Annotated in this window: 15 protein-coding genes; 2 read left to right on the top strand and 13 right to left on the bottom strand. The window is 52.5% G+C overall.

Features of this window, described 5'->3' with window-relative positions:
• Nucleotides 1–23 precede the first annotated feature (23 nt).
• The 12 genes from KP806_RS16620 to KP806_RS16565 all read right to left on the bottom strand — a co-directional run bounded on the left by KP806_RS16620 (nt 24) and on the right by KP806_RS16565 (nt 13,464).
• Nucleotides 24–401: a DUF2304 domain-containing protein gene (locus tag KP806_RS16620; protein WP_224724837.1), complete on the bottom strand. Its 378-nt coding sequence runs from the start codon at nt 399–401 to the stop codon at nt 24–26.
• Between the two features lie 4 nt (nt 402–405).
• The gene (locus KP806_RS16615) at nt 406–1,134 is read right to left on the bottom strand and encodes a glycosyltransferase family 2 protein (protein ID WP_224724836.1); all 729 of its coding nucleotides are present in this window, start codon (nt 1,132–1,134) and stop codon (nt 406–408) included.
• A 1-nt stretch (nt 1,135) separates the two neighbouring features.
• Entirely contained in the window at nt 1,136–2,560 is a 1,425-nt protein-coding gene (gene murJ / locus KP806_RS16610; RefSeq protein ID WP_224724835.1) for a murein biosynthesis integral membrane protein MurJ, read from the bottom strand.
• Nucleotides 2,557–3,420 carry an XrtA system polysaccharide deacetylase gene (locus tag KP806_RS16605; RefSeq protein ID WP_224724834.1) on the bottom strand — a complete coding sequence of 288 codons (864 nt, stop codon included), beginning with the start codon at nt 3,418–3,420 and terminating at the stop codon, nt 2,557–2,559. The genes murJ and KP806_RS16605 overlap by 4 nt, the downstream gene beginning before the upstream one ends.
• A gap of 13 nt (nt 3,421–3,433) precedes the next feature.
• On the bottom strand, nt 3,434–5,428 hold the full coding sequence (locus KP806_RS16600) for a hypothetical protein (RefSeq protein ID WP_224724833.1): 1,995 nt from the start codon (nt 5,426–5,428) through the stop codon (nt 3,434–3,436).
• Nucleotides 5,429–5,442: 14 nt separating this feature from the next.
• Nucleotides 5,443–7,053, bottom strand: a complete 1,611-nt coding sequence (locus tag KP806_RS16595; protein ID WP_224724832.1) for a hypothetical protein — start codon at nt 7,051–7,053, stop codon at nt 5,443–5,445.
• A 2-nt stretch (nt 7,054–7,055) separates the two neighbouring features.
• The gene (locus KP806_RS16590) at nt 7,056–8,225 is read right to left on the bottom strand and encodes a hypothetical protein (RefSeq protein ID WP_224724831.1); all 1,170 of its coding nucleotides are present in this window, start codon (nt 8,223–8,225) and stop codon (nt 7,056–7,058) included.
• Nucleotides 8,209–8,637, bottom strand: coding sequence for a hypothetical protein (locus KP806_RS16585; protein WP_224724830.1), 429 nt, complete (start codon nt 8,635–8,637; stop codon nt 8,209–8,211). Before KP806_RS16585 ends, KP806_RS16590 begins: the two co-directional genes overlap by 17 nt.
• 26 nt (nt 8,638–8,663) lie before the next feature.
• Complete coding sequence (gene pelF / locus KP806_RS16580; protein WP_224724829.1) at nt 8,664–10,400, bottom strand: GT4 family glycosyltransferase PelF; 1,737 nt, start codon at nt 10,398–10,400, stop codon at nt 8,664–8,666.
• Nucleotides 10,401–10,607: 207 nt separating this feature from the next.
• On the bottom strand, nt 10,608–11,531 hold the full coding sequence (locus KP806_RS16575) for an NAD-dependent epimerase/dehydratase family protein (RefSeq protein WP_224724828.1): 924 nt from the start codon (nt 11,529–11,531) through the stop codon (nt 10,608–10,610).
• 222 nt (nt 11,532–11,753) lie between these two features.
• Nucleotides 11,754–12,836 (bottom strand): Gfo/Idh/MocA family protein, encoded by a 1,083-nt coding sequence (locus tag KP806_RS16570; protein ID WP_224724827.1) that lies wholly within the window; start codon nt 12,834–12,836, stop codon nt 11,754–11,756.
• Nucleotides 12,837–12,894: 58 nt separating this feature from the next.
• Nucleotides 12,895–13,464, bottom strand: a complete 570-nt coding sequence (locus KP806_RS16565; RefSeq protein WP_224724826.1) for a hypothetical protein — start codon at nt 13,462–13,464, stop codon at nt 12,895–12,897.
• Nucleotides 13,465–13,853: 389 nt separating this feature from the next.
• Between KP806_RS16565 and KP806_RS16560 the strand changes: the two genes are divergently transcribed.
• Together KP806_RS16560 and KP806_RS16555 are read left to right on the top strand one after the other, a co-directional pair.
• Nucleotides 13,854–14,807 (top strand): hypothetical protein, encoded by a 954-nt coding sequence (locus tag KP806_RS16560; RefSeq protein WP_224724825.1) that lies wholly within the window; start codon nt 13,854–13,856, stop codon nt 14,805–14,807.
• A gap of 329 nt (nt 14,808–15,136) precedes the next feature.
• Nucleotides 15,137–15,382 carry an NHLP leader peptide family RiPP precursor gene (locus tag KP806_RS16555; RefSeq protein WP_263575744.1) on the top strand — a complete coding sequence of 82 codons (246 nt, stop codon included), beginning with the start codon at nt 15,137–15,139 and terminating at the stop codon, nt 15,380–15,382.
• Nucleotides 15,383–15,427: 45 nt separating this feature from the next.
• Here KP806_RS16555 and KP806_RS16550 read toward each other — a convergent pair whose 3' ends face one another.
• On the bottom strand, nt 15,428–17,323 hold the full coding sequence (locus KP806_RS16550; RefSeq protein ID WP_224724824.1) for a sensor histidine kinase: 1,896 nt from the start codon (nt 17,321–17,323) through the stop codon (nt 15,428–15,430).
• Nucleotides 17,324–17,534: the final 211 nt, after the last annotated feature.

Raw genomic sequence — 17,534 nt, 5'->3', positions numbered from 1 at the left:
TTCCTTGACGATGCAAAGCCGGGTCAGCTGTCCGCTTTATTTTCCCCGGGTGCTCCGTTTCCCGGAATATCCCGGTCCGGCTCCAGAAGCGCGACATACTGGGCGAGCTGGCGCAGCTTTTCATTCAGTACGGAGATTTGCATGGATTGATAAAGCACAATGACGAGAAGCACCAGCGTTGAGAACAGGAACAGCAGCGACGGAGGGTAGCTGACGCCTAGAACTCCCGCGAGCCGGTCGAACCATCCCGGATTAGCCGACAGGATCAGGATGGCAGCAGCGCTAAGCAGCCACATGACCGAGTTGCGGGCGCTGATTTTTTTCTTCAGCAGCAAGCGGATAATGACGCCGGAAAACGTAATGCCGCAAAGCAAGATGAACCATTTTAACTTGTAATCCATCTTCTCAAGACACCTTCTTCGCCAGCTTATGGCTAATAATAACGACACTTATGCTGAGCATGATTTGCAGAACGTAAATAACCGGCTTAAAACCCGCGTGCATGGAGACGCCCGCTTCCCTTTGACGCATATGGGCCGGAACTTCCTTTACCCTGAACTTCATCAGCAGCTGCTGGATCAAAATATCCGCGTCAGGGAAATCCGCCGGGAACCGGTCCCGGATCGAATAAAAGTTAAATACGCTGCTGGAGACGCCGCGAAGGCCCGAGGTCGGATCTGTAATTTTTGTGCCGGTCAGCTTGCGGATTAACAGGCGGAAAAACCGGATACCCGCACCTTTCACAAAACCGGTGTCAAACCCGCTGCTCTCCTCCAGAAACCGCGAGCCCATCACGATATCGGCATCCCCCTTCTCCAGCTCGTTCATAATGCGGGACAGATCGTTAGGATTATGCTGGCCGTCGGAGTCGAATTGGAGGAGATAAGGATACCCCTTCTCCGTCGCATATTTGTAGCCGGTCTGAAGCGCGGCTCCGTATCCGAGATTCACCGGATGCGAAATGACCGTTACCGGATATCGTCTGGCAACCTCTTCCGTGCGGTCGCGCGAGCCGTCGTTAATGACCAGAATTTCGGCCGCCAGCCCCGTTTCCAGCAGTCCGGACAGCACGCTCCCAATATTCTCCTCTTCATTATAGGCCGGTATAATAATTAAAAATGACGGGCTCGACATATTAACCACTCCGATTATTCGAATCTCGTACGACTAACATAAACATAAGCAAAGCATTAAGAGCCCAGCCGCAAAGAGCGCCGTAACCAAGCGCTGCGGCACCGAAGGAACGCACAGCAAGCAGATCAAATGCGATCGTGCATACCGTCGAGGCCAGGTAGACCGCCGCAGGGCCGTATAGTCGTCCGCAAGCCAGGAAATAACGCAGGCAAATGACGGAAACCGCTTGTAGGGCGACGCTCAAGGAGTATCCGGCAAGCAGCTCGGAAGTAAGAGCAACGGATTGCGGGCCGAAAGCCCCCCGGCCGAATAGCAGCGAAATGACCGGCTCCCGGAGCCAGAATAAGACCGCAGCCGCCGGCAGCATCAGGCCGAGCGTGGCGCGCAGCGCGCGGTACAGCTCGGGCTTCGCGGCTTGCCCGCCGCCGGCCGAAGCCGACCGCGACAACGCGGGGAGCAATACAGCGGTTACCGCCGCCACGAATACCCAATTGGGAAATTGGGCGATACGGTACGCGTAATTCAGGCCGGCCAGCGTACCGGGCTCCATATTGGCGGCAATCGCCCTTTCTGTCGCATACAGCATCTGAGAAAACAAGTTCAACAGCAGCAGCGGCAGAATGTCCCGGTAGACGCGAAGCAGTCCCCCGGCCGCCATCCGCGATTTGCCCGTTACCGCTGCAGTTACTGCTGCCTCGTTATCCTTTTGCCGCCATGCCGAAGCGAACGACAGCTGTGCCACCAGCCTGAGCCTTCTGCGCAGTGCCGCCCATACCATCAGCGTCATCCCGCCCGCCCCTGCCAGAATAGAGGCTGCATACGTGAATGAGCCGCTTTGTTCAGGAACATTTCCTGCCCAGGAAAGCGAGAGGGCTGCCAGCATTGCAGCATTCAGCACAATCGGTCCGGCGGCTGCGGCATAGAAGGCTCCCGATGCTTGAAGGGCCGCCCCGCCAATGGCAAAGAGCGGAAACAGAGGCATCGAGAAGAGCAGCAGCACGTATAAGCGTTCCAGCTCTCCCGTCCCGGCGCTGCCCGGACCGTAGCCAAATAAGGCCATCATTCCATTCTTTGCAAGGAAAAGCAGGAGGAGCGCCCCGGTCATCAGCAAGGCTGCATGCAGCGCCATCCGTGCCGCACTCCGTAAAAACATGCCGTATTGCTTCTCCTGCCATCTTCGGCTCAGCTCGGGTACCGCGGCAATGCCGATGACCGCTGCGATCAGGTTATAGCTGATCGCCTCCGGGAGCAGAAAGGCCGTCGTTACCAGATCCGCCGCCTGCGACGTCCCGAAATAAGCGGCAAACGTTAAATCCTTCAGAAAGGAAACAGCCGCCACTAGACAATGAACTGCGGTCACGCCTCCAATAAGAATCCATGCCGTGAAACGCTTGCCCCGCGGCTTGGCGATTGCCGGCGCGCTCATCCTGCTCCCGGCGAGTAAAGCCGGTGGGGCGGGAAGCTTTCCCCGTTTATGATTTCCCCGAGCGGCCGGAAGCTGAAGTCGCGGAACAGCCGCTTCAGCTTGCCTTCTGTCCCGTTCAGCCCGTAGTACTGGATCGTGCGTATAAACGCCGAGGTTTTGGCGCGGGGCTGGGCGGGGTCGATCTCCCAAGGATGGATATAGATCATTCCCGGCCTTGTCCGGTTGACCCGGTTCAGCGCCCATTTCACCATGGGATACGGCACTGCCCTCAGGTAGAAGCCGCCCGAGAAGGGCATGGATATGCCGGCCAGCTCCGCTACGGTAGGCGGAAACTCGCGAATGCCGAGCGGCTCACCGTCGAGTACGGGCGAAAACGGCGTTTTTGGAGCTCCCGAGATGCCGGAGAGCGGGGTCTGAAAGGGCTGCATGCTCGAATCGCAGGCGAAGCCTTCCTCCGCCAATATTTTGAGCGCATCATACCTTGCCCGCGATATAGACCAGGAAGGCGCCCGGTAAAGCTCGACTCTTCTGCCAGCAAGACGCTCGAGTATTTCCTTGGACGATCTTACATCCTGCCGGAATTGCTCCAAGGTCTGCGAAGTAACCAGCCGGTGCCAATAGCCGTGAGATCCGATTTCATGCCCCCGCTCCGCGATGTCCCGCACAAGCTCCGGATGCTTCTCGGCCACGCAGCCCAGAATAAAAAACGTTCCTTTGACCGAATAACTGTCGAACAGGCCGAGCAGCCGGGTCGTGTTCCTTACGACACGATCCTCGTACTTATGCCATTCCGACGGATCGATGTCCAGTCCGTTCGTCATATACCAATCCTCTACATCAACCGTAAGCGCGTTAAGCATGCTTCCCCTCCTTTCATGCTCCTCCCCAAATTCTCCGCCGTTCCTTGTCCTCGGCGTCCGGCCTGTACAAGTACCAGATGCGGATATATTCGTCCTCGTAAAAAACCGGAGGTTTTCCGTGAGCGGCAATGTAACGATCCATCCATTCCTTCAAGAGCACCTGCTCTTTTTCTTGTTTGCTATAACGCTCCTGCTCCAGCTTTTCGTATATGCTGAGATTCGACGGCACCTTGAAAACCTGCTTCTGTTCAAAAATGAACATATGCTTGGTGACATCAGGATCGTATTCGTCCTGACCTATTCGCGTAATAGGCGTACCGGCAGGATCGTATCTGTCCACCAGTGTGGAAATATATTGATGCCACCCTTGTCCGTAAATAAGAGCGTACCCCTCCTCCTGCGAGAAAACGGTCCATGTATTTTCCAGGTACAACGAGGAAATGCGCAAATATTGCCGGAACATGCTTTCCCAGTCCATCTTGTACGTCTGGATCGGACTGAGCCCGACAAACCAGACGAATACGGTCAAGGCAGCCGTTGCGGCCAGCCTTTCAGCCAGGGCCGTCCCCTTCAGCCTGGCGGCGAAGCGCCACAGGGACCACCATGCAAAGCCGACGCAAAAGCAGACGGCAAGCGCCCAAAGGCTCCACGTTCTCGAAGCGAGCATCATGCTCTTTGTAGCGGCCGGCATCACATAATAAAGAAGAAAGGAGGCCGTCCCTATCCCGACCGCGAACCATTCCGAAATGCGGTTCCGGTTGTCCCGCCAGCCGATGAGCGCGCTTAACGCGATCCATGCGATCGCTCCGAGCCCCAAATAATCTCTCAGCATAAGCTGCGGGAACGCAGCCTCCGTCGTACTGGTCAAAAATTCGGCCGCGCTCTCATTAAACGAAACGCCGGCCCACGAGCCGATCTGAATCGGCGCATAGGTGAATACAACGGCAGCGGCGCCGGCGGCGCATACGATTAAAATCCTATTCCAGGACCTCGCTGCCGGCGTCATGACGGATGCGATCAAAGCGACGGCGAGTCCCATACCGACGTAAGCGAACACAAGCGAATGAACGAAGCCCGTAACGCTTACCGCAGCGAAGCCCGCCCAGAACGAATGCCTGCCTCCCTTCTCCAAATACCTTAGAAAGAAATAAAAAGCCGGAAAAGCAAAAACAAAAGCGAACTCCTGCGAATTGGTTGCGGCCTGGCGCTCCCAGTCGCTGCCGAGCAGAAAAGCTCCGCCAAGCCCAAACAAAGCCGCCCCCGCGATACCCGCCATTTTACTGCCCGTCAGTCTCGACAGAACGAAATAAAAGGAGGCGGCGGTCAGGACGCCGTTCAGCGGTCCCGTATACTTCAATATATATAAAGGGTCGATAGCCGCGAATTTGCTCAGCAGCGAAAGCGTAATGTGAAAGCCCTGAGGATACAGCTCGTCGTGAAACAACATGCGGTTGTTGATATATTTCATCCAAGCCAGCGTAACCGAGCCGTCGGACAAGGCCGGAGCCGCATAATGCACTGCATCGTAAAAGCGGACGTAAGCGGCCGCGCCCAGAACTCCGGCCAGAAGCAGCTTGTGCAAAGGGTCGCTGCCGCGCCACTTGTACAGGTTGACCTGCTTGCGCGCCATCGTCAGCTTGCCCCGCGCTTCCAGCCATTTCGTTTTGACCCGAAAGCCGACCTCCAGCAGGTGGTAAAACCAGACATGAAAAGAGCTCGAAGCTTCCGCCCTTGTCTCTGCCGAGCCTTTGCGCCAGAAACGGCGGGTCGACATGAGGAGAAGGACGGCGGATACGGATATGACTTCATACAGCTTTAAGACGACGAGCACGTAAATGATCACGATATAAAGACAGACCGCTTTCGCAAACAGCGCCGCCCCGTTCTCCAGAGCATCCCCGGAATCGGCCTTCAGGAAGAAGCGCGGCCAGACGATCATCAGCAAAACAAACGCAAAGCCGTAGTGCAGCATCGCATAGAGCTGGTGGGAGAACGATGAATAGTCCAACTGGCTTCTCCCTCCTACGATATCGCGTACAAATAATAATCGAGCTTACGAAAAACCGACCGCATGGCTTTAAACGATAAAAGCACGAACACAACCGCCCCCGCCATCAAGCCAAATACGGCAAACGTATAGTCGACCCAGCGGCTGAGCAGAAACCCGACGGCGAAGTTCACGCCAAGCGCGGGCAAAATCGCCCTGTTGACAAGACTCGGCTGGGAAAGTGAAAACAGAATGACCGCATTCAGCAGGCCGATGGCAAGAATGACGTAGGAAGCCAGCGCAATAATGAAGACGAACTGCGTCTTGACGCTAACGATCAGATGGCTGCCGTACGCTTGAAAGTAGAGCTGCTCCGACCAGAGGATGACGAAATAAATAAGGACGGCACTGAATAACGATGCGGCGGTAATAACGATGATCATCCGGTAGTAGGCTTTCTCGAAAAAAGCGTTCATTTTGTCCGTTTCAAAGCCCCAGTAACGCTTGTAGCTCGCTTCGATATTCATCATCATCTTATTAACTAATACCTCGCAGACGCCGAGCGGAATCATCAGCGCGAGCAGCGCAAAGTCAAGTCCAAGCTCGTATTCGCCGCGGAACCAGATGAAGTAGGGCATAAAGCTCTCGTTGGCGGACCAGGCATTGACGCGGTCGACGAACAAAAACGAGAAATAGAGAAAGCCGTATATAAAATAAGGCATGATCGAGTAAATCGTAATGGACAGCCGGGTCATCTTTGGTGCGATGCCCTTCTCTTCCTTCTTCTCGGCGGCTCTGAAATAATAGATGACGAGTGCCATGCCCGCAATCGACACAAGAGATATCGCAATCAGCTGAGACACGATAATATCCATCTTGAATTCGCGAAAAAAAACGTAAACGACGCCGATGCCTGCCACGATAAGGCCCGTAAAGGTCAGCTCGCGTTTCAAAATATACATGACGGTTACGGACAGCCAGATCGAATTCAAGAAAAAGAAGAATAGAAGGATATACATAAACATGTTTATCGGAAAAATATTAAAGATAAGGTTAAACAAATAAATAGCGGCGCCTACCGCCAGACAGGTCCAATAACCGAACCGGATAAACAGGAAAGTCGCCTTCCTGGCCATCGTGTAATAGCCCTGGTAAATATAGAAGAAGCCTCTTCTTGCAATCGCCTGCGTATAACCGCCTACGACAACAAAGCTGAGGATCGTGCCGATTGCGATGCAGGTCGCAAGCTCGACGGACAGATTCTGGTACGACCACAGCGAAAACTTCAGCGTGAGCATCGAGATAACGGAAATTGCCATAGGCAGTGCAAAAATAAGGCCTCTCAAAAAGCTCTTCACGAGCTCAAACGTCATTTTCACGGCGCCGGTATTCGCATTTTGCGTAAAAGGGGTCGTCACGACCTTCTGCCGGATCTGCTCCCAAATTTCCGAGGCCAGCTCAAAGATGTTCTCGACCCCGAATAATTCCGTCGCCCGGCTGTCGTTCCATCCCATCGATTCGAGAAGCGCCGCCACTTCGCTCCGATCCTCAGGAGTCATGTTCTTGCTCATAACTTCCTCTACCAGCCTGTCAAAGCGTTCGCGCCGGCCGATTCCCCCTCCGGCCTGCCCCGGTCCGATAACCATGCTCACGAAAGCTCCGTTAAGCCGGGAATGACCATTTGAACGATCAGATCCGGCATTTTGCCTGCACGTTCCGCCCGTTTAATCGTATCGGCGGTTATGATTTCCCCTTTGGCAATAATGAGAGCTCCGTCTTCGCCGTATAAATTCTCGCCGGCCGCTTTTCCGGCAATATACCGGTACTGGATCGACCGGATTTCTTCCGCCAGCGCCGGACTTCCTGCACCGGGTCCGGACTCGTCTGCCGGCGCGGGGCTCCCGTTCGAAGGCTTCGGCTTCGCGGTCCGCGGGGAAGGCTCGGCTGCCGAAGCGGCAACCTCCGCCTCAGCCCGCTTCCTCGGGTAGCCGGCCGGCATTTTCTCGTGCGCCGCAGGGGGTGAGAACGCCGGATCCTCAGGCAGTGCAGCGGCAGGCCCATCCGCACGCCGGTTATCATCCGCCATATAGAAGCTCACATCTCCCCAAAATGCGGAGGACGCCGCCCCTTTATCGGGTAGCACCGGTCCGGAAGGCTCATAACTCATCCGCTGCGCGGCTTCCGGCTGATTCTGGGCCGCCGGAGCCGACGCACCGTCCGCTGTGACCATCTTCAGCTCCGGTTCGGCGGCCTGCTGAATATCCGTCATCGGCTTCGCCCTGAACGGAACGACATTCGCCCTGTTCGCAAGCAGCGGTTCGCCCTGCCGGAGCTGTTCCCGTGTCGCTTCTTCATGGGCCTGACGCTCCTCCTCAAGCTTCGCTTCCTCGGCCTGCTTCAAACGTTCCTCCTGTGCCCGCTTCTGCTCCCGCTCATAGTCGGCCAGACGCTCAGCCAGCCGGCGATCCAGGTCCTCCCGTCTGCTGTCATGCTCTTCACGCTTCACCTGCATCAGCTCATGCAGCCTATTCCGTTCGTCTTCCCCTTGCCTGCGCAAGGCTTCAACCGCTTCTTCCAGCCTCTGCAAAATAAAATCCGCCAATCCGGCTGAATTGCCGCTTCCATTCTTGTTCAACAGAGCTTGTTTTTGTTCGAGCTCCTGCCTCAATCTCTTATTTATCGCTTTTTCCGCCAAAATCCGTTCTTCCAGCTGCTCCGCTTCTCTTTCATACAGGGCACTGCTCTTACTCAAATACCGCTCCGTTTCCCTCTTATCGAGTCCGAACCATACCGTCGGGAGCTTATTCCGATGCTTCATTATTCTGCACCCCGTTTCCAGTCAAACCGCCGGCTTCCCCCTTAGCCCGGCGTTCAAGCAAGTCGTCGCATTCGCGCTGCTTTTCCACAAGCTCCACCCGCAGCTCCTCTTCCAGCTCCTTCAGCCTCTTCATGGCTTCCCATACGTCGCCGCTTTGCTCGAGATGGATGTGAAGCAGCTTTTCCTGCACGATGAGATGAACGGGATCGTCTCCGGCGACGGTACCCCCGTCGGGCTGATGTGATTCGAGGTGCTCCAGCTCCCGACGCAGCCTTCCGTTATCGTGCTGCAGCGCCTGCAGCTCCTCCTCCAGCCCTTTCATACGCAGCCGATGGGTTTCCTGCCTGAGCTTCAACTCTTCGCGAACGGCGGATTCGGCATAGCCGCGAACAGCTTTTTTTCTTATTTTCATTTGCGGCCGCCTCCTCTCTTCTCATTCTAGGAAATTTCCCGGTCGGCGATTAACCCGATATACGCTTCGCATTTGGCCAGCTCCGCCATCGACCTGTCATACTCCCCGAGCTTGTTGTACAAGCCGGCGATCTCCGTCAAAATGTACGGTACGCTAGGATGAGCCGGCAGAAGCCTGAGCGCTTCTCTGTACTGGGAGATCGCTTCCCTGTAATAACCGAGCGCGGCGAGCGTGAAGGCTTTCTCCATCGCATGCCGCTGCTTCTCGCTTGGAGACACTTTGACCGCAGGAGCAGGCTTCCGTTCGATCGCACGGGTCGCAAGCTTGATGTAGCTTTTCAAATGCAGCTCCAGCACTCTGTCGAGAGTAAAGTAGCTTAATGCACGTTCCCGGCCTTCTCTGCCTACTTCAGCCCTCAGCTCCGGATTGGAGGCATACGTCATGATTCCTTCCGCAAGCGCTTCGGGGTTGCGCGGCTCGACAAGCACGCCGGTATGTCCAAGCGCTTCCTTGATGCCCCCGACATCCGTTGCTACGACGGGCTTTCCGGTCATCATCGCCTCTACAACCGAATAAGGGAACGCCTCGGAAATGCTCGACAAGACGACAATATCCCCGCTATGGTAAGCTGCCGTCATCTGCGTCGCATGGCCGGCGAAGACGAAGGAGTCTCCCATCTTCAGCTGCTCCTTAAGCGCCAGGCATTCCTCATAGTAAGCCTGCACGCTGACCGAGCCGTATACGATAAATTTGGCATCCGGCTGCTTGTCGAGCACGAATCTGGCCGCTCTCATGAAGGTCTGGATATCCTTGATCGGATCGATCCTGGCTACCATAACGATAACGGGAGGCCCGGGAGGCCTCGGCGGCGCTTCGACGAATACGCTTTTGTCCACCCCGTTGTAGATGACGTCAATCCGCTTCTTGGCTACGCCGAATTCCGTCTCCCACCGCATGTTGTACCGGCAAACAGGCGATACCTGATCCGCGAACGTATAATTCAAGCTTGTGATCGAATGCACCATCCGGATCAAAAACTTGCTCAGGAACGACGAATATCCCCGGTTAGACAACGACAAATATTGCTCGCGCAAATAAATGCCATGCTCGGTCAGCAAATAAGGCGTTTGATGCAGCAGCTTCGACAGTACGCAAGGTATGCCGCAAAACGCGGCCGCCGACGAATGGGCCACATGGACCTTAGGGACCGGCGTATTGACTATATTGAAGAAACGGTAAAGCCAGCCGAGGCTCTGCACCATGCCATAAATGTCGGGCTGGCTGAGTCCGGTATTCTGATCCGCCGCAGCGGTCAATATCATCTGCTTATATGTATCCCATACCAGCTCGGATTTAAAGCTTTCTTTATATTCGTAGGTTTGAAAAAAGCGGTACAGCCCTAATAAAATATCGGCAAATCTGCGGGGATTTTTCACTTCTGCTATAATTTCGTCCACAAGCTCCCGGAACAGGGGAATAAAATGCTCCTTGATCTCATTCGGACCGGTTTGTTTTTTCATCAGGTAAATATGAGGAAACGGCGTCGACAAATGCTCGCTCGGCTCTTCCGTTCCCCACAGCGGAACCGTATAGAGCGACGCCCCTTTCGGGAGCTTGAACTTCTGAGTAACGAACGGATTGGATAATATGGCATATACGACATAATCGACAGGCTCCAGCTTGTTGATCAAAATATCGCACCAGGTGCTGACGCCTCCTTGATGAAAGGGGTACGTCCCTTCCGTCGTCAGCAAAACTTTCATTTTGTCACTCATCCGTTATCCCCGGCTTTCTGGAAAAATATGAATCATTATGTTAGGAGACATAGTGACATTTTTCAACATATTCATCTTTCTTTCGACACGATTTTACTTCTATCGTAGCACAAAGCGAAACCTAGCATAAGTACCAAATTACGGTTATAGAATGCTATAATTTTTTGCTGGAAAGGGGGGAGTGAAAAAGCGCGGTTAATTGCTGCGGCGGCGATTCCGGAACCAGGCGTATGTCCGTTTTAAGCCTTCTTCCATTCCATACCGCGGACTCCAATTTAACTCTCGGGAGATTTTATCATTGCTTAATAAGGAATGGCGAATATCGCCCGGCCTGGCCTCGGCATGCCTGACGTCGACCGTTCCGTGAAGCTCCTTCAGCACGGTGATCAGGCTGTTCACGCTGCATTCGGCATTCGCAGATAAATTATAAATTCCTCTCAAACCGCTGCCTGCAGCTCGAAAGACCGCGTCGGCCACGTCTCCGGCATAAATAAAGTCCCTTGTCTGTTCCCCGTCTCCATGAATATGAAGAGGCTTCCCTTCCATCATCCGGTTCATGAACACCGAAACGACGCCGCCTTCTCCCGCATTGCCCTGCTTCGGGCCGTACACGTTCGAGAATCGGAGGCATGCAGTATCCAGACCGTAGAGCTCCGTCCACTTCCGGCAATAAATTTCCCCTGTCCACTTGCTGATCCCGTAAGGGGAAATCGGATCGCATGACTCCGATTCCGTTAGCGGCAAAGCAGGATTGGTTCCGTATACGGCAGCGGAAGAAGCGAAAATAAACTTGCCGGCTTTGTATTTTTGCGATAAGTGAAGCATATGTACGAGCCCAAGCACATTGGATTCCGTATCCAGCCTCGGGTTATGGACCGATTCCGATACGCTTACTTGCGCCGCCAAATGAATGACCGCATCAAAGCGTTCGGACAAAAATATTTCCTCGCATTCCGGATCTTCGACCGAAAGCGGATAGCTTTTATGGGGAAACGGGATATAGTCTCTGCTCCCCGTAATTAAATTGTCTATAACGGAAATCTCGCAGCCTTCCTCGTGAAACCGATCCGCGACATGCGAACCGATAAAGCCGTAACCGCCTGTTATGAGAACCTTCATTCCGCTCACCTCGACACCATTTTACACGAAACGACTGAACAAATTCTGATCATATTCGTTTAGTTGGACATAGAGTCCCTTGAACCGGTTAAAAATAGAATAATAGTCCTATTAGACTATCATCTTTTGTTGCCGATAGGAATGCCTGGATCGCGAGCTGCACAACAAAAAAGCCGTCCCGGCAAGAACGGCTTTTCAATCGGCGGCTTTATGGCGGCCTTTTTATAGAACGGACCAAATCTGCGATTCTGTCGTAACGGCTTCGCCTGTCGCGATCGCCCTTCCCATCATCAGCGCCAAATAATGATCCTGCGACGCCTCGGCCAGGCTGTAGAACGAACCGCCCTCCCCTGCCGCGTATGCTCCCATCCGAAGCAGGCACTCGGCGATAGCGATCTCATCGTCGCTCAGGCGGGCCGGTGCCGTCTCGTTCCGGTACAGCCACTCCCTCTCCGCCATAATGCCCCGGTGATAGTAGCCTTCGAGATTGCCTCCCTGACCGGTATCGATTCTCCGCAGCTCCGTATGGACAGGCGTCGCGTAATCCTCCAGGTAGCTTAGCTGCGTATCTGCAATCTCGCCCATGCTGCCCCGGACGAGTATCCGGCTGCGGCGGATCCAGGAAAAATATTGATCGCGCGTAAAATCGTAAACCGCCAGCTTGTCCCCAAAGCGCAGCGTGGCAAGCTGCTGATTCGTTTCGAGCAGCTCCCCGCTCTCAGGATCGCCCTGCCGGTCCGGCCCCCTCATGATCCGGGAAGAAAACTGCTGCCCCTGGATAACGGCCGTCTCGAAGCCAATTCCAAGCAGCTGTCTGATCAGGCTTATGCCGTGATAATCATGCGCCGCGGATACCTGCACATGCGATACCTCGCCGAGCTTGCCGGAGCGGGCGAGCCGGATGCGGGCAGCGTGCATCGGCTGGTACAAATACTGCTCGGCCACCTGCACCCGAGCCCCCGCAGGCAGCGAACCGTACAAGGCGGTCAGCGCTTCGAGATCGGCGGCGGGCGGCGTTTCCGCAAGCACCGGAATATCGCGCAGCGTCAGGGCGCGGATCATATCCGGCGCTGCGGTCCGCGGAACGGATAAGACGGCAAACCGGTAGTCCGACGCTTGAGCCGCAAACTCTTCAAAGGTCCGGACCGTCGGGATGCCCCATTTTGCCTCGATCGCTTTTCCCTTCGCTTCGTCCCTTACCAGCATCGTATGGATCCGGAAGCGCTCCGGCATCGCCTTTGCAATTCTTATGTAAAATTCGGCACGCCATCCACCGCCGATCATACCAAAACTTATGATAGACATCTTTAAACCTCTCCCTTCAATATAAAAGAAAAAAGATCTCTGTAACAGAGATCTTCGATTATGCGGTTTGGAAAGCGCCCGCCGTATCCAGCACTTCCTGGCAGCCCGTATAGGCTTGGAGCCTGCCTTCGTAGATCTGCTCCAGCATCGTCGTCTGCTCCAGATCGCCCGGCGTTACGAACAAGGACGACTTGTCGACCAGAGGCACGCCGCCCTGCTCGAACACCGACGCTACGAATTGCGAACAAAAAAATGCGTAATCTCTCTTCATTTCAATATTTAGCATAATGCCCAGCATGCCAAGCAAATTGTACTTGTACTGATCCTGATTCTGCTCCATGTAACGGATCTGGTTGCGGATGCAAATATATGCGCTGTGACTGATCGTGCATTTGTAAAGGGAGCAAATGGAATCCTCGAAAAACGGACCGCGTACGTTCTCTCTTACAAAGCCGGCAAAGAATGGGTTACTCGGATTTTTCCGGCCGAAGCTGTAGACCTCCGTCAATTCACGATCGAAGGCTATGGAAGCGTGATTCAGCCTGTTCTTTGTGTAAAGCTGAATGGTCTTCGAAAATAAAGTCCCCGTATTCGTCAAAAGCACATAAATATCAACGTCTCTGTTCATGCCGTACGACCTCCACATTAAAGAACTCTCATCTAGGTATTAACTTTAATGCAGGAGAACAAAATTCTAAACCTGCCCAGGTAATAGATGCAGCCCCGACCTTAGTCCAGTGTGTTTGTAAGCATCGTTTGTCAGCGGTGAGACTCTAGTATTTTCTTTACTAAATCTTACATAACCCACCTTCATTTTAATGGATTTCCCCCTTTTCCTCAACCGGAAGTTGGCCTATTTTTTTTGCCTCATGCTCTTAAAATTGTTAACATTTGCAATTGAAAATCGTGATATAGTAGGAAAAGATTGAGAGCCGTTCGTCTTCTATTTATATGCACGAAACGCCTCTTAAGACTAGACGGATTTCATCTACTAAAATGTTGCGGAGGCCGCTAAATATGGAATGGTACAACCGGTATGTAGATCAGCTGGAGCAGGTGTTCGAAGAGGCTTCCCGGCGAATTTCCCGTTACCCCGCGCCGCTTGATGCGTTCGGCCTTGCCTACGCCGCCAAGTTCGACCCCGTCAAAGCCGAAGGAGGCAAAGATTACATATGCAGCCTGCTTCCTTTCTGGGTGAAGGACGCGGCCGGGATCAGCGACGAGCAGAGCCGCAGGCTTGCGTTAGCTAATGTATATGGAATGCTTTATTTTTTTATTCAGGATGACGTGATGGACGGCGATCCTGCATGCAGCGTCAAGGAGTCGCTTGCCCTCGGCAATCTTCTGCTGCTGGACATGTTCGCGGTATTCCGCGGCTTATTTCCGTCCGGCTCGCCGTTCTGGAGCTATTATGAAAAGTATGCGGCAACCTGGGCGGACAGCGTTACGAACGAAGCGAGCGCGGATTATTTCGTCAACGACCCGCTTCGTACGGCGGGCAAAGCCGGTCCCGTCAAAATCGCAAGCACCGGAGCACTGCTGCTGACCGGCCGGGAGGAGCTCATCCCCCAAATGGAGCACGCCGTCGACATCGCCCTGACCGCGCTGCAAATGTCCGACGATTGGGCCGATTGGAAGCTGGATTTGGCGGACGGCAGCTACAACGGCCTGATCGCCATGATTGCAGCCGGCCGAGCGTCGAGCGAGCCGCTGACGGAGCAGGATATCGAGACCGCCATATATATTCAAGGCTGCATGAACGAATACGCTCAGATCGCCGAGTCGAATCACGAGCGTTTGCTGCGCCTGAACGCAGGCGTAAGCGAGCTGGCCGATTTTCACGAATTCCTCGTATCGCATCTTCGGAAGACCGCCGATTCGATTGACGAGAACCGCAAGCAGCTCCTCGAGGGAGGGTTTAGTTACTTTTTGCGCAAGCAAGGGTTTGAGCGGCTGGCGCGGAAGGGATAAGCCCTAACCGGGGTTTGGAGTAGTCCGGGCTTCAACAACCGTTTGCAGTACCGCTCCAGGCCCCATCTCGGCACCATAATCAATCAATCGGACACCCTACTCCAACTGGAAATTGCTTCGCAACCACATTGCAATCAGCACTTCCTCATACCCATTCCGAAAGACCCTAAACTCCACTTACACCTGACCTATACAGACTAAAAAATCTCCGTCATTCTATTCCTTAAGTCTCATTTTCCTGTCGAATACTAGAAAATTTATGTAGTAATTGTCGAAAGGACATGGTACACTAGCGTTGGTAATCTTATACATATTCGGAAGGTGTGATCATGGTGTCCACAGAACAATCCTTGAAAGATCAAATCATTCAAAAAGCTTGGGAAGATGCCGAATTCAAGAAGCAGCTTCTAGCAAATCCTAAAGCAGCCGTAAAAGACGCTTTCGGCGTTGATGTACCGGACTCGATTAAAGTGGACGTCCTGGAAGAATCGGCGGATCAATACTACCTGGTCATTCCTCAGAATCCTGCTGAAGTGGCCCGCAAAGCTGATGATGAGGCTGCCGCTTGGCAGTAATTTTACAGAAAAAAAGCGCTGTTGCTCATCATCGAGCATTCAGCGCTATTTTGTTACATAAGGCAGTTTGATAACAGCTTCCGTGCCTACTCCTTTTACGCTAAAAAATTCAACCTTACCTTCCATAGCTTCAATAATCCGGAAAGTAACCATCAAGCCCAGTCCCGTTCCTTTTGATTTTTTGGAATAATAAGGCTCGCCCAAACGTTTAAGATCCGCTTCGTGCATCCCTTCCCCGTTGTCTTTTATACAGATCGTAACCTTATTATCATCCAGATAGGCTTGAATCGTAATCATGCCTTCGTCTGTCAATGCTTCTATACTATTTTTTATAATATTGATCAAAGCTTGCTTGAATTTCGAAGAATTTCCACGAACATACAAATCGGAATCTAATTGAACGTTTATAATTCCGCCTTGCATATTCGCAAGCGGCACGAGAATCCCCTCGATCTTCTGAAGCTCCTCAGCGATATTCAACAATGTCATATTTTCCTGCTGGGGCTTGGCGAATGTCAAAAAGTCTGTAATGATGGCGGAAGCCCGATCCAATTCTTCTATGGCCAGTTCCATAAATCCGTTATCTTTTTCATTATTCGTTTTATCGCGGAGCAATTGAAGGAATCCTCTCGTTACCTGCAGCGGATTACGTACCTCATGCGCTACCGAGGCAGCCAACTGGCTAATAATCTCCATCTTCTCCGAGCGTTGAAGCTCGTTATTGAATACTTCGAGCTGCTTTGAGTAGGTGACCACCTGCTCGTAATTTTTCAGTATTCTTCTTGCTAATATGATAACTAGGGCAGATATAAAACCAAGGATTCCCCACTTCCAGAAAAACAAATTATAATTCATCTCTTTGATGAAATACCAAACGACTTCCCCAACCCCGATGAATGCAAAAAAGCTGAATCCCGAAGTAATAATAATGGCCTCTTTATTTTTTTGCATACAGGATTTGACGAGAAAAATAAATAAAAGGCCATTACCTACAATCACGGAGAAGCCGAAAGTATAAATTGTTACCATCGTGTAATATCGGCTAATGAGTTCCGATGTGAAGGAAATAAACAACCATACAATGGTTAATGCAGAAAGGCCGACCAAAAGCTTTCGAAAACGATTGATTATTCCATACGGACCTTTACCGAATATACTTTCAATAAAGACAAACATAGCCGGCATCACTAGATTTGATGCGATATCGAACATGTAATAAATGAGGAAACCAAATTCATTATAGGTAATATGCAAATAGGGAGAGAGTGTCAAAATCATGACCCCTATCGCAAAAATAACGACGGACAGCGACCCCCATGCGGGTAAATAGGATTTTTCCAAGAAGAAGATGCATAAAAACATGGCTAACGAAACAAACAATAAGGCGGCGCCAAGGACTACATCCAGCATCTCGATCTTTAAATACCCTTTATTAAGGGTCTGATACTCCCCCGTCTTCACCTCTCCTTTAATCCCTAACCAGTCGGATTCGGTTTGCAGATGAAGATAGACCGCATGCGTAGATTCGTTATCATCCAAAGAGAGTAGAATCTCATTTTTGTTGTAGGGATAATTCCGTTTGGATTCATATACAAGCTCGTTATCGATATAGATACGGACATCCTTGGCGGTCAGCTTGCTGATTAACAGCGCCGGCCTGGCCAGATCATATTCCGGCAGCCGAATTCTAAGCCAAGCGGAGCTAATGCCAGGGGGTTTGACAGGGAGATCGTCCCCTTTTGCAAAGGCAATCCAATCCGCCTTGCTATCGTTTTCCACTTCCTTGGCCGTCAGCCCCGGCTCCTCCTCCCACATCATCTCCCACTCGGTAATCTCCACCGGAGAAGCATCCGATAAGGCATGTGCGCTTGTGGACAGGAAAGGCACGGCGATAACGATGGAAAGCAATAATAGCAGCACCAGCTTACGCAAAACGTTCATACAGCACCCCGAAACTCCGATTATGTAAATCCGACAATACGACTATATTTCGACATTCTTCGATGAAGCTCCTTCAAACATTTTCCTGCAGTCCGAAAAAATATACAAATTCAGCCATGAACCGTCACATTCACCCTTCATTCGTGCTGCTTTTCATCTATACTTGAAGTATACCTAATTTTCAATCAAAAAGTATCCGCCGCGGCAAAAA

The sequence above is a fragment of the Paenibacillus vietnamensis genome (assembly GCF_020169515.1).
Classification (GTDB): domain Bacteria; phylum Bacillota; class Bacilli; order Paenibacillales; family Paenibacillaceae; genus Pristimantibacillus; species Pristimantibacillus vietnamensis.
This window is presented reverse-complemented; position numbering and strand designations above follow the sequence as displayed.

Excerpts from the sequence above, each read along its gene's own strand:
- KP806_RS16575 (WP_224724828.1), bottom strand. The coding sequence starts at position 11,531 with ATGAAGGTTCTCATAACAGGCGGTTACGGCTTTATCGGTTCGCATGTC.
- KP806_RS16555 (WP_263575744.1), top strand. The coding sequence starts at position 15,137 with ATGGTGTCCACAGAACAATCCTTGAAAGATCAAATCATTCAAAAAGCT.
- KP806_RS16550 (WP_224724824.1), bottom strand. The coding sequence starts at position 17,323 with ATGAACGTTTTGCGTAAGCTGGTGCTGCTATTATTGCTTTCCATCGTT.
- pelF (WP_224724829.1), bottom strand. The coding sequence starts at position 10,400 with ATGAAAGTTTTGCTGACGACGGAAGGGACGTACCCCTTTCATCAAGGA.
- murJ (WP_224724835.1), bottom strand. The coding sequence starts at position 2,560 with ATGAGCGCGCCGGCAATCGCCAAGCCGCGGGGCAAGCGTTTCACGGCA.
- KP806_RS16615 (WP_224724836.1), bottom strand. The coding sequence starts at position 1,134 with ATGTCGAGCCCGTCATTTTTAATTATTATACCGGCCTATAATGAAGAG.
- KP806_RS16605 (WP_224724834.1), bottom strand. The coding sequence starts at position 3,420 with ATGCTTAACGCGCTTACGGTTGATGTAGAGGATTGGTATATGACGAAC.
- KP806_RS16590 (WP_224724831.1), bottom strand. The coding sequence starts at position 8,225 with ATGAAGCATCGGAATAAGCTCCCGACGGTATGGTTCGGACTCGATAAG.
- KP806_RS16585 (WP_224724830.1), bottom strand. The coding sequence starts at position 8,637 with ATGAAAATAAGAAAAAAAGCTGTTCGCGGCTATGCCGAATCCGCCGTT.
- KP806_RS16560 (WP_224724825.1), top strand. The coding sequence starts at position 13,854 with ATGGAATGGTACAACCGGTATGTAGATCAGCTGGAGCAGGTGTTCGAA.
- KP806_RS16565 (WP_224724826.1), bottom strand. The coding sequence starts at position 13,464 with ATGAACAGAGACGTTGATATTTATGTGCTTTTGACGAATACGGGGACT.
- KP806_RS16595 (WP_224724832.1), bottom strand. The coding sequence starts at position 7,053 with ATGGTTATCGGACCGGGGCAGGCCGGAGGGGGAATCGGCCGGCGCGAA.
- KP806_RS16620 (WP_224724837.1), bottom strand. The coding sequence starts at position 401 with ATGGATTACAAGTTAAAATGGTTCATCTTGCTTTGCGGCATTACGTTT.
- KP806_RS16570 (WP_224724827.1), bottom strand. The coding sequence starts at position 12,836 with ATGTCTATCATAAGTTTTGGTATGATCGGCGGTGGATGGCGTGCCGAA.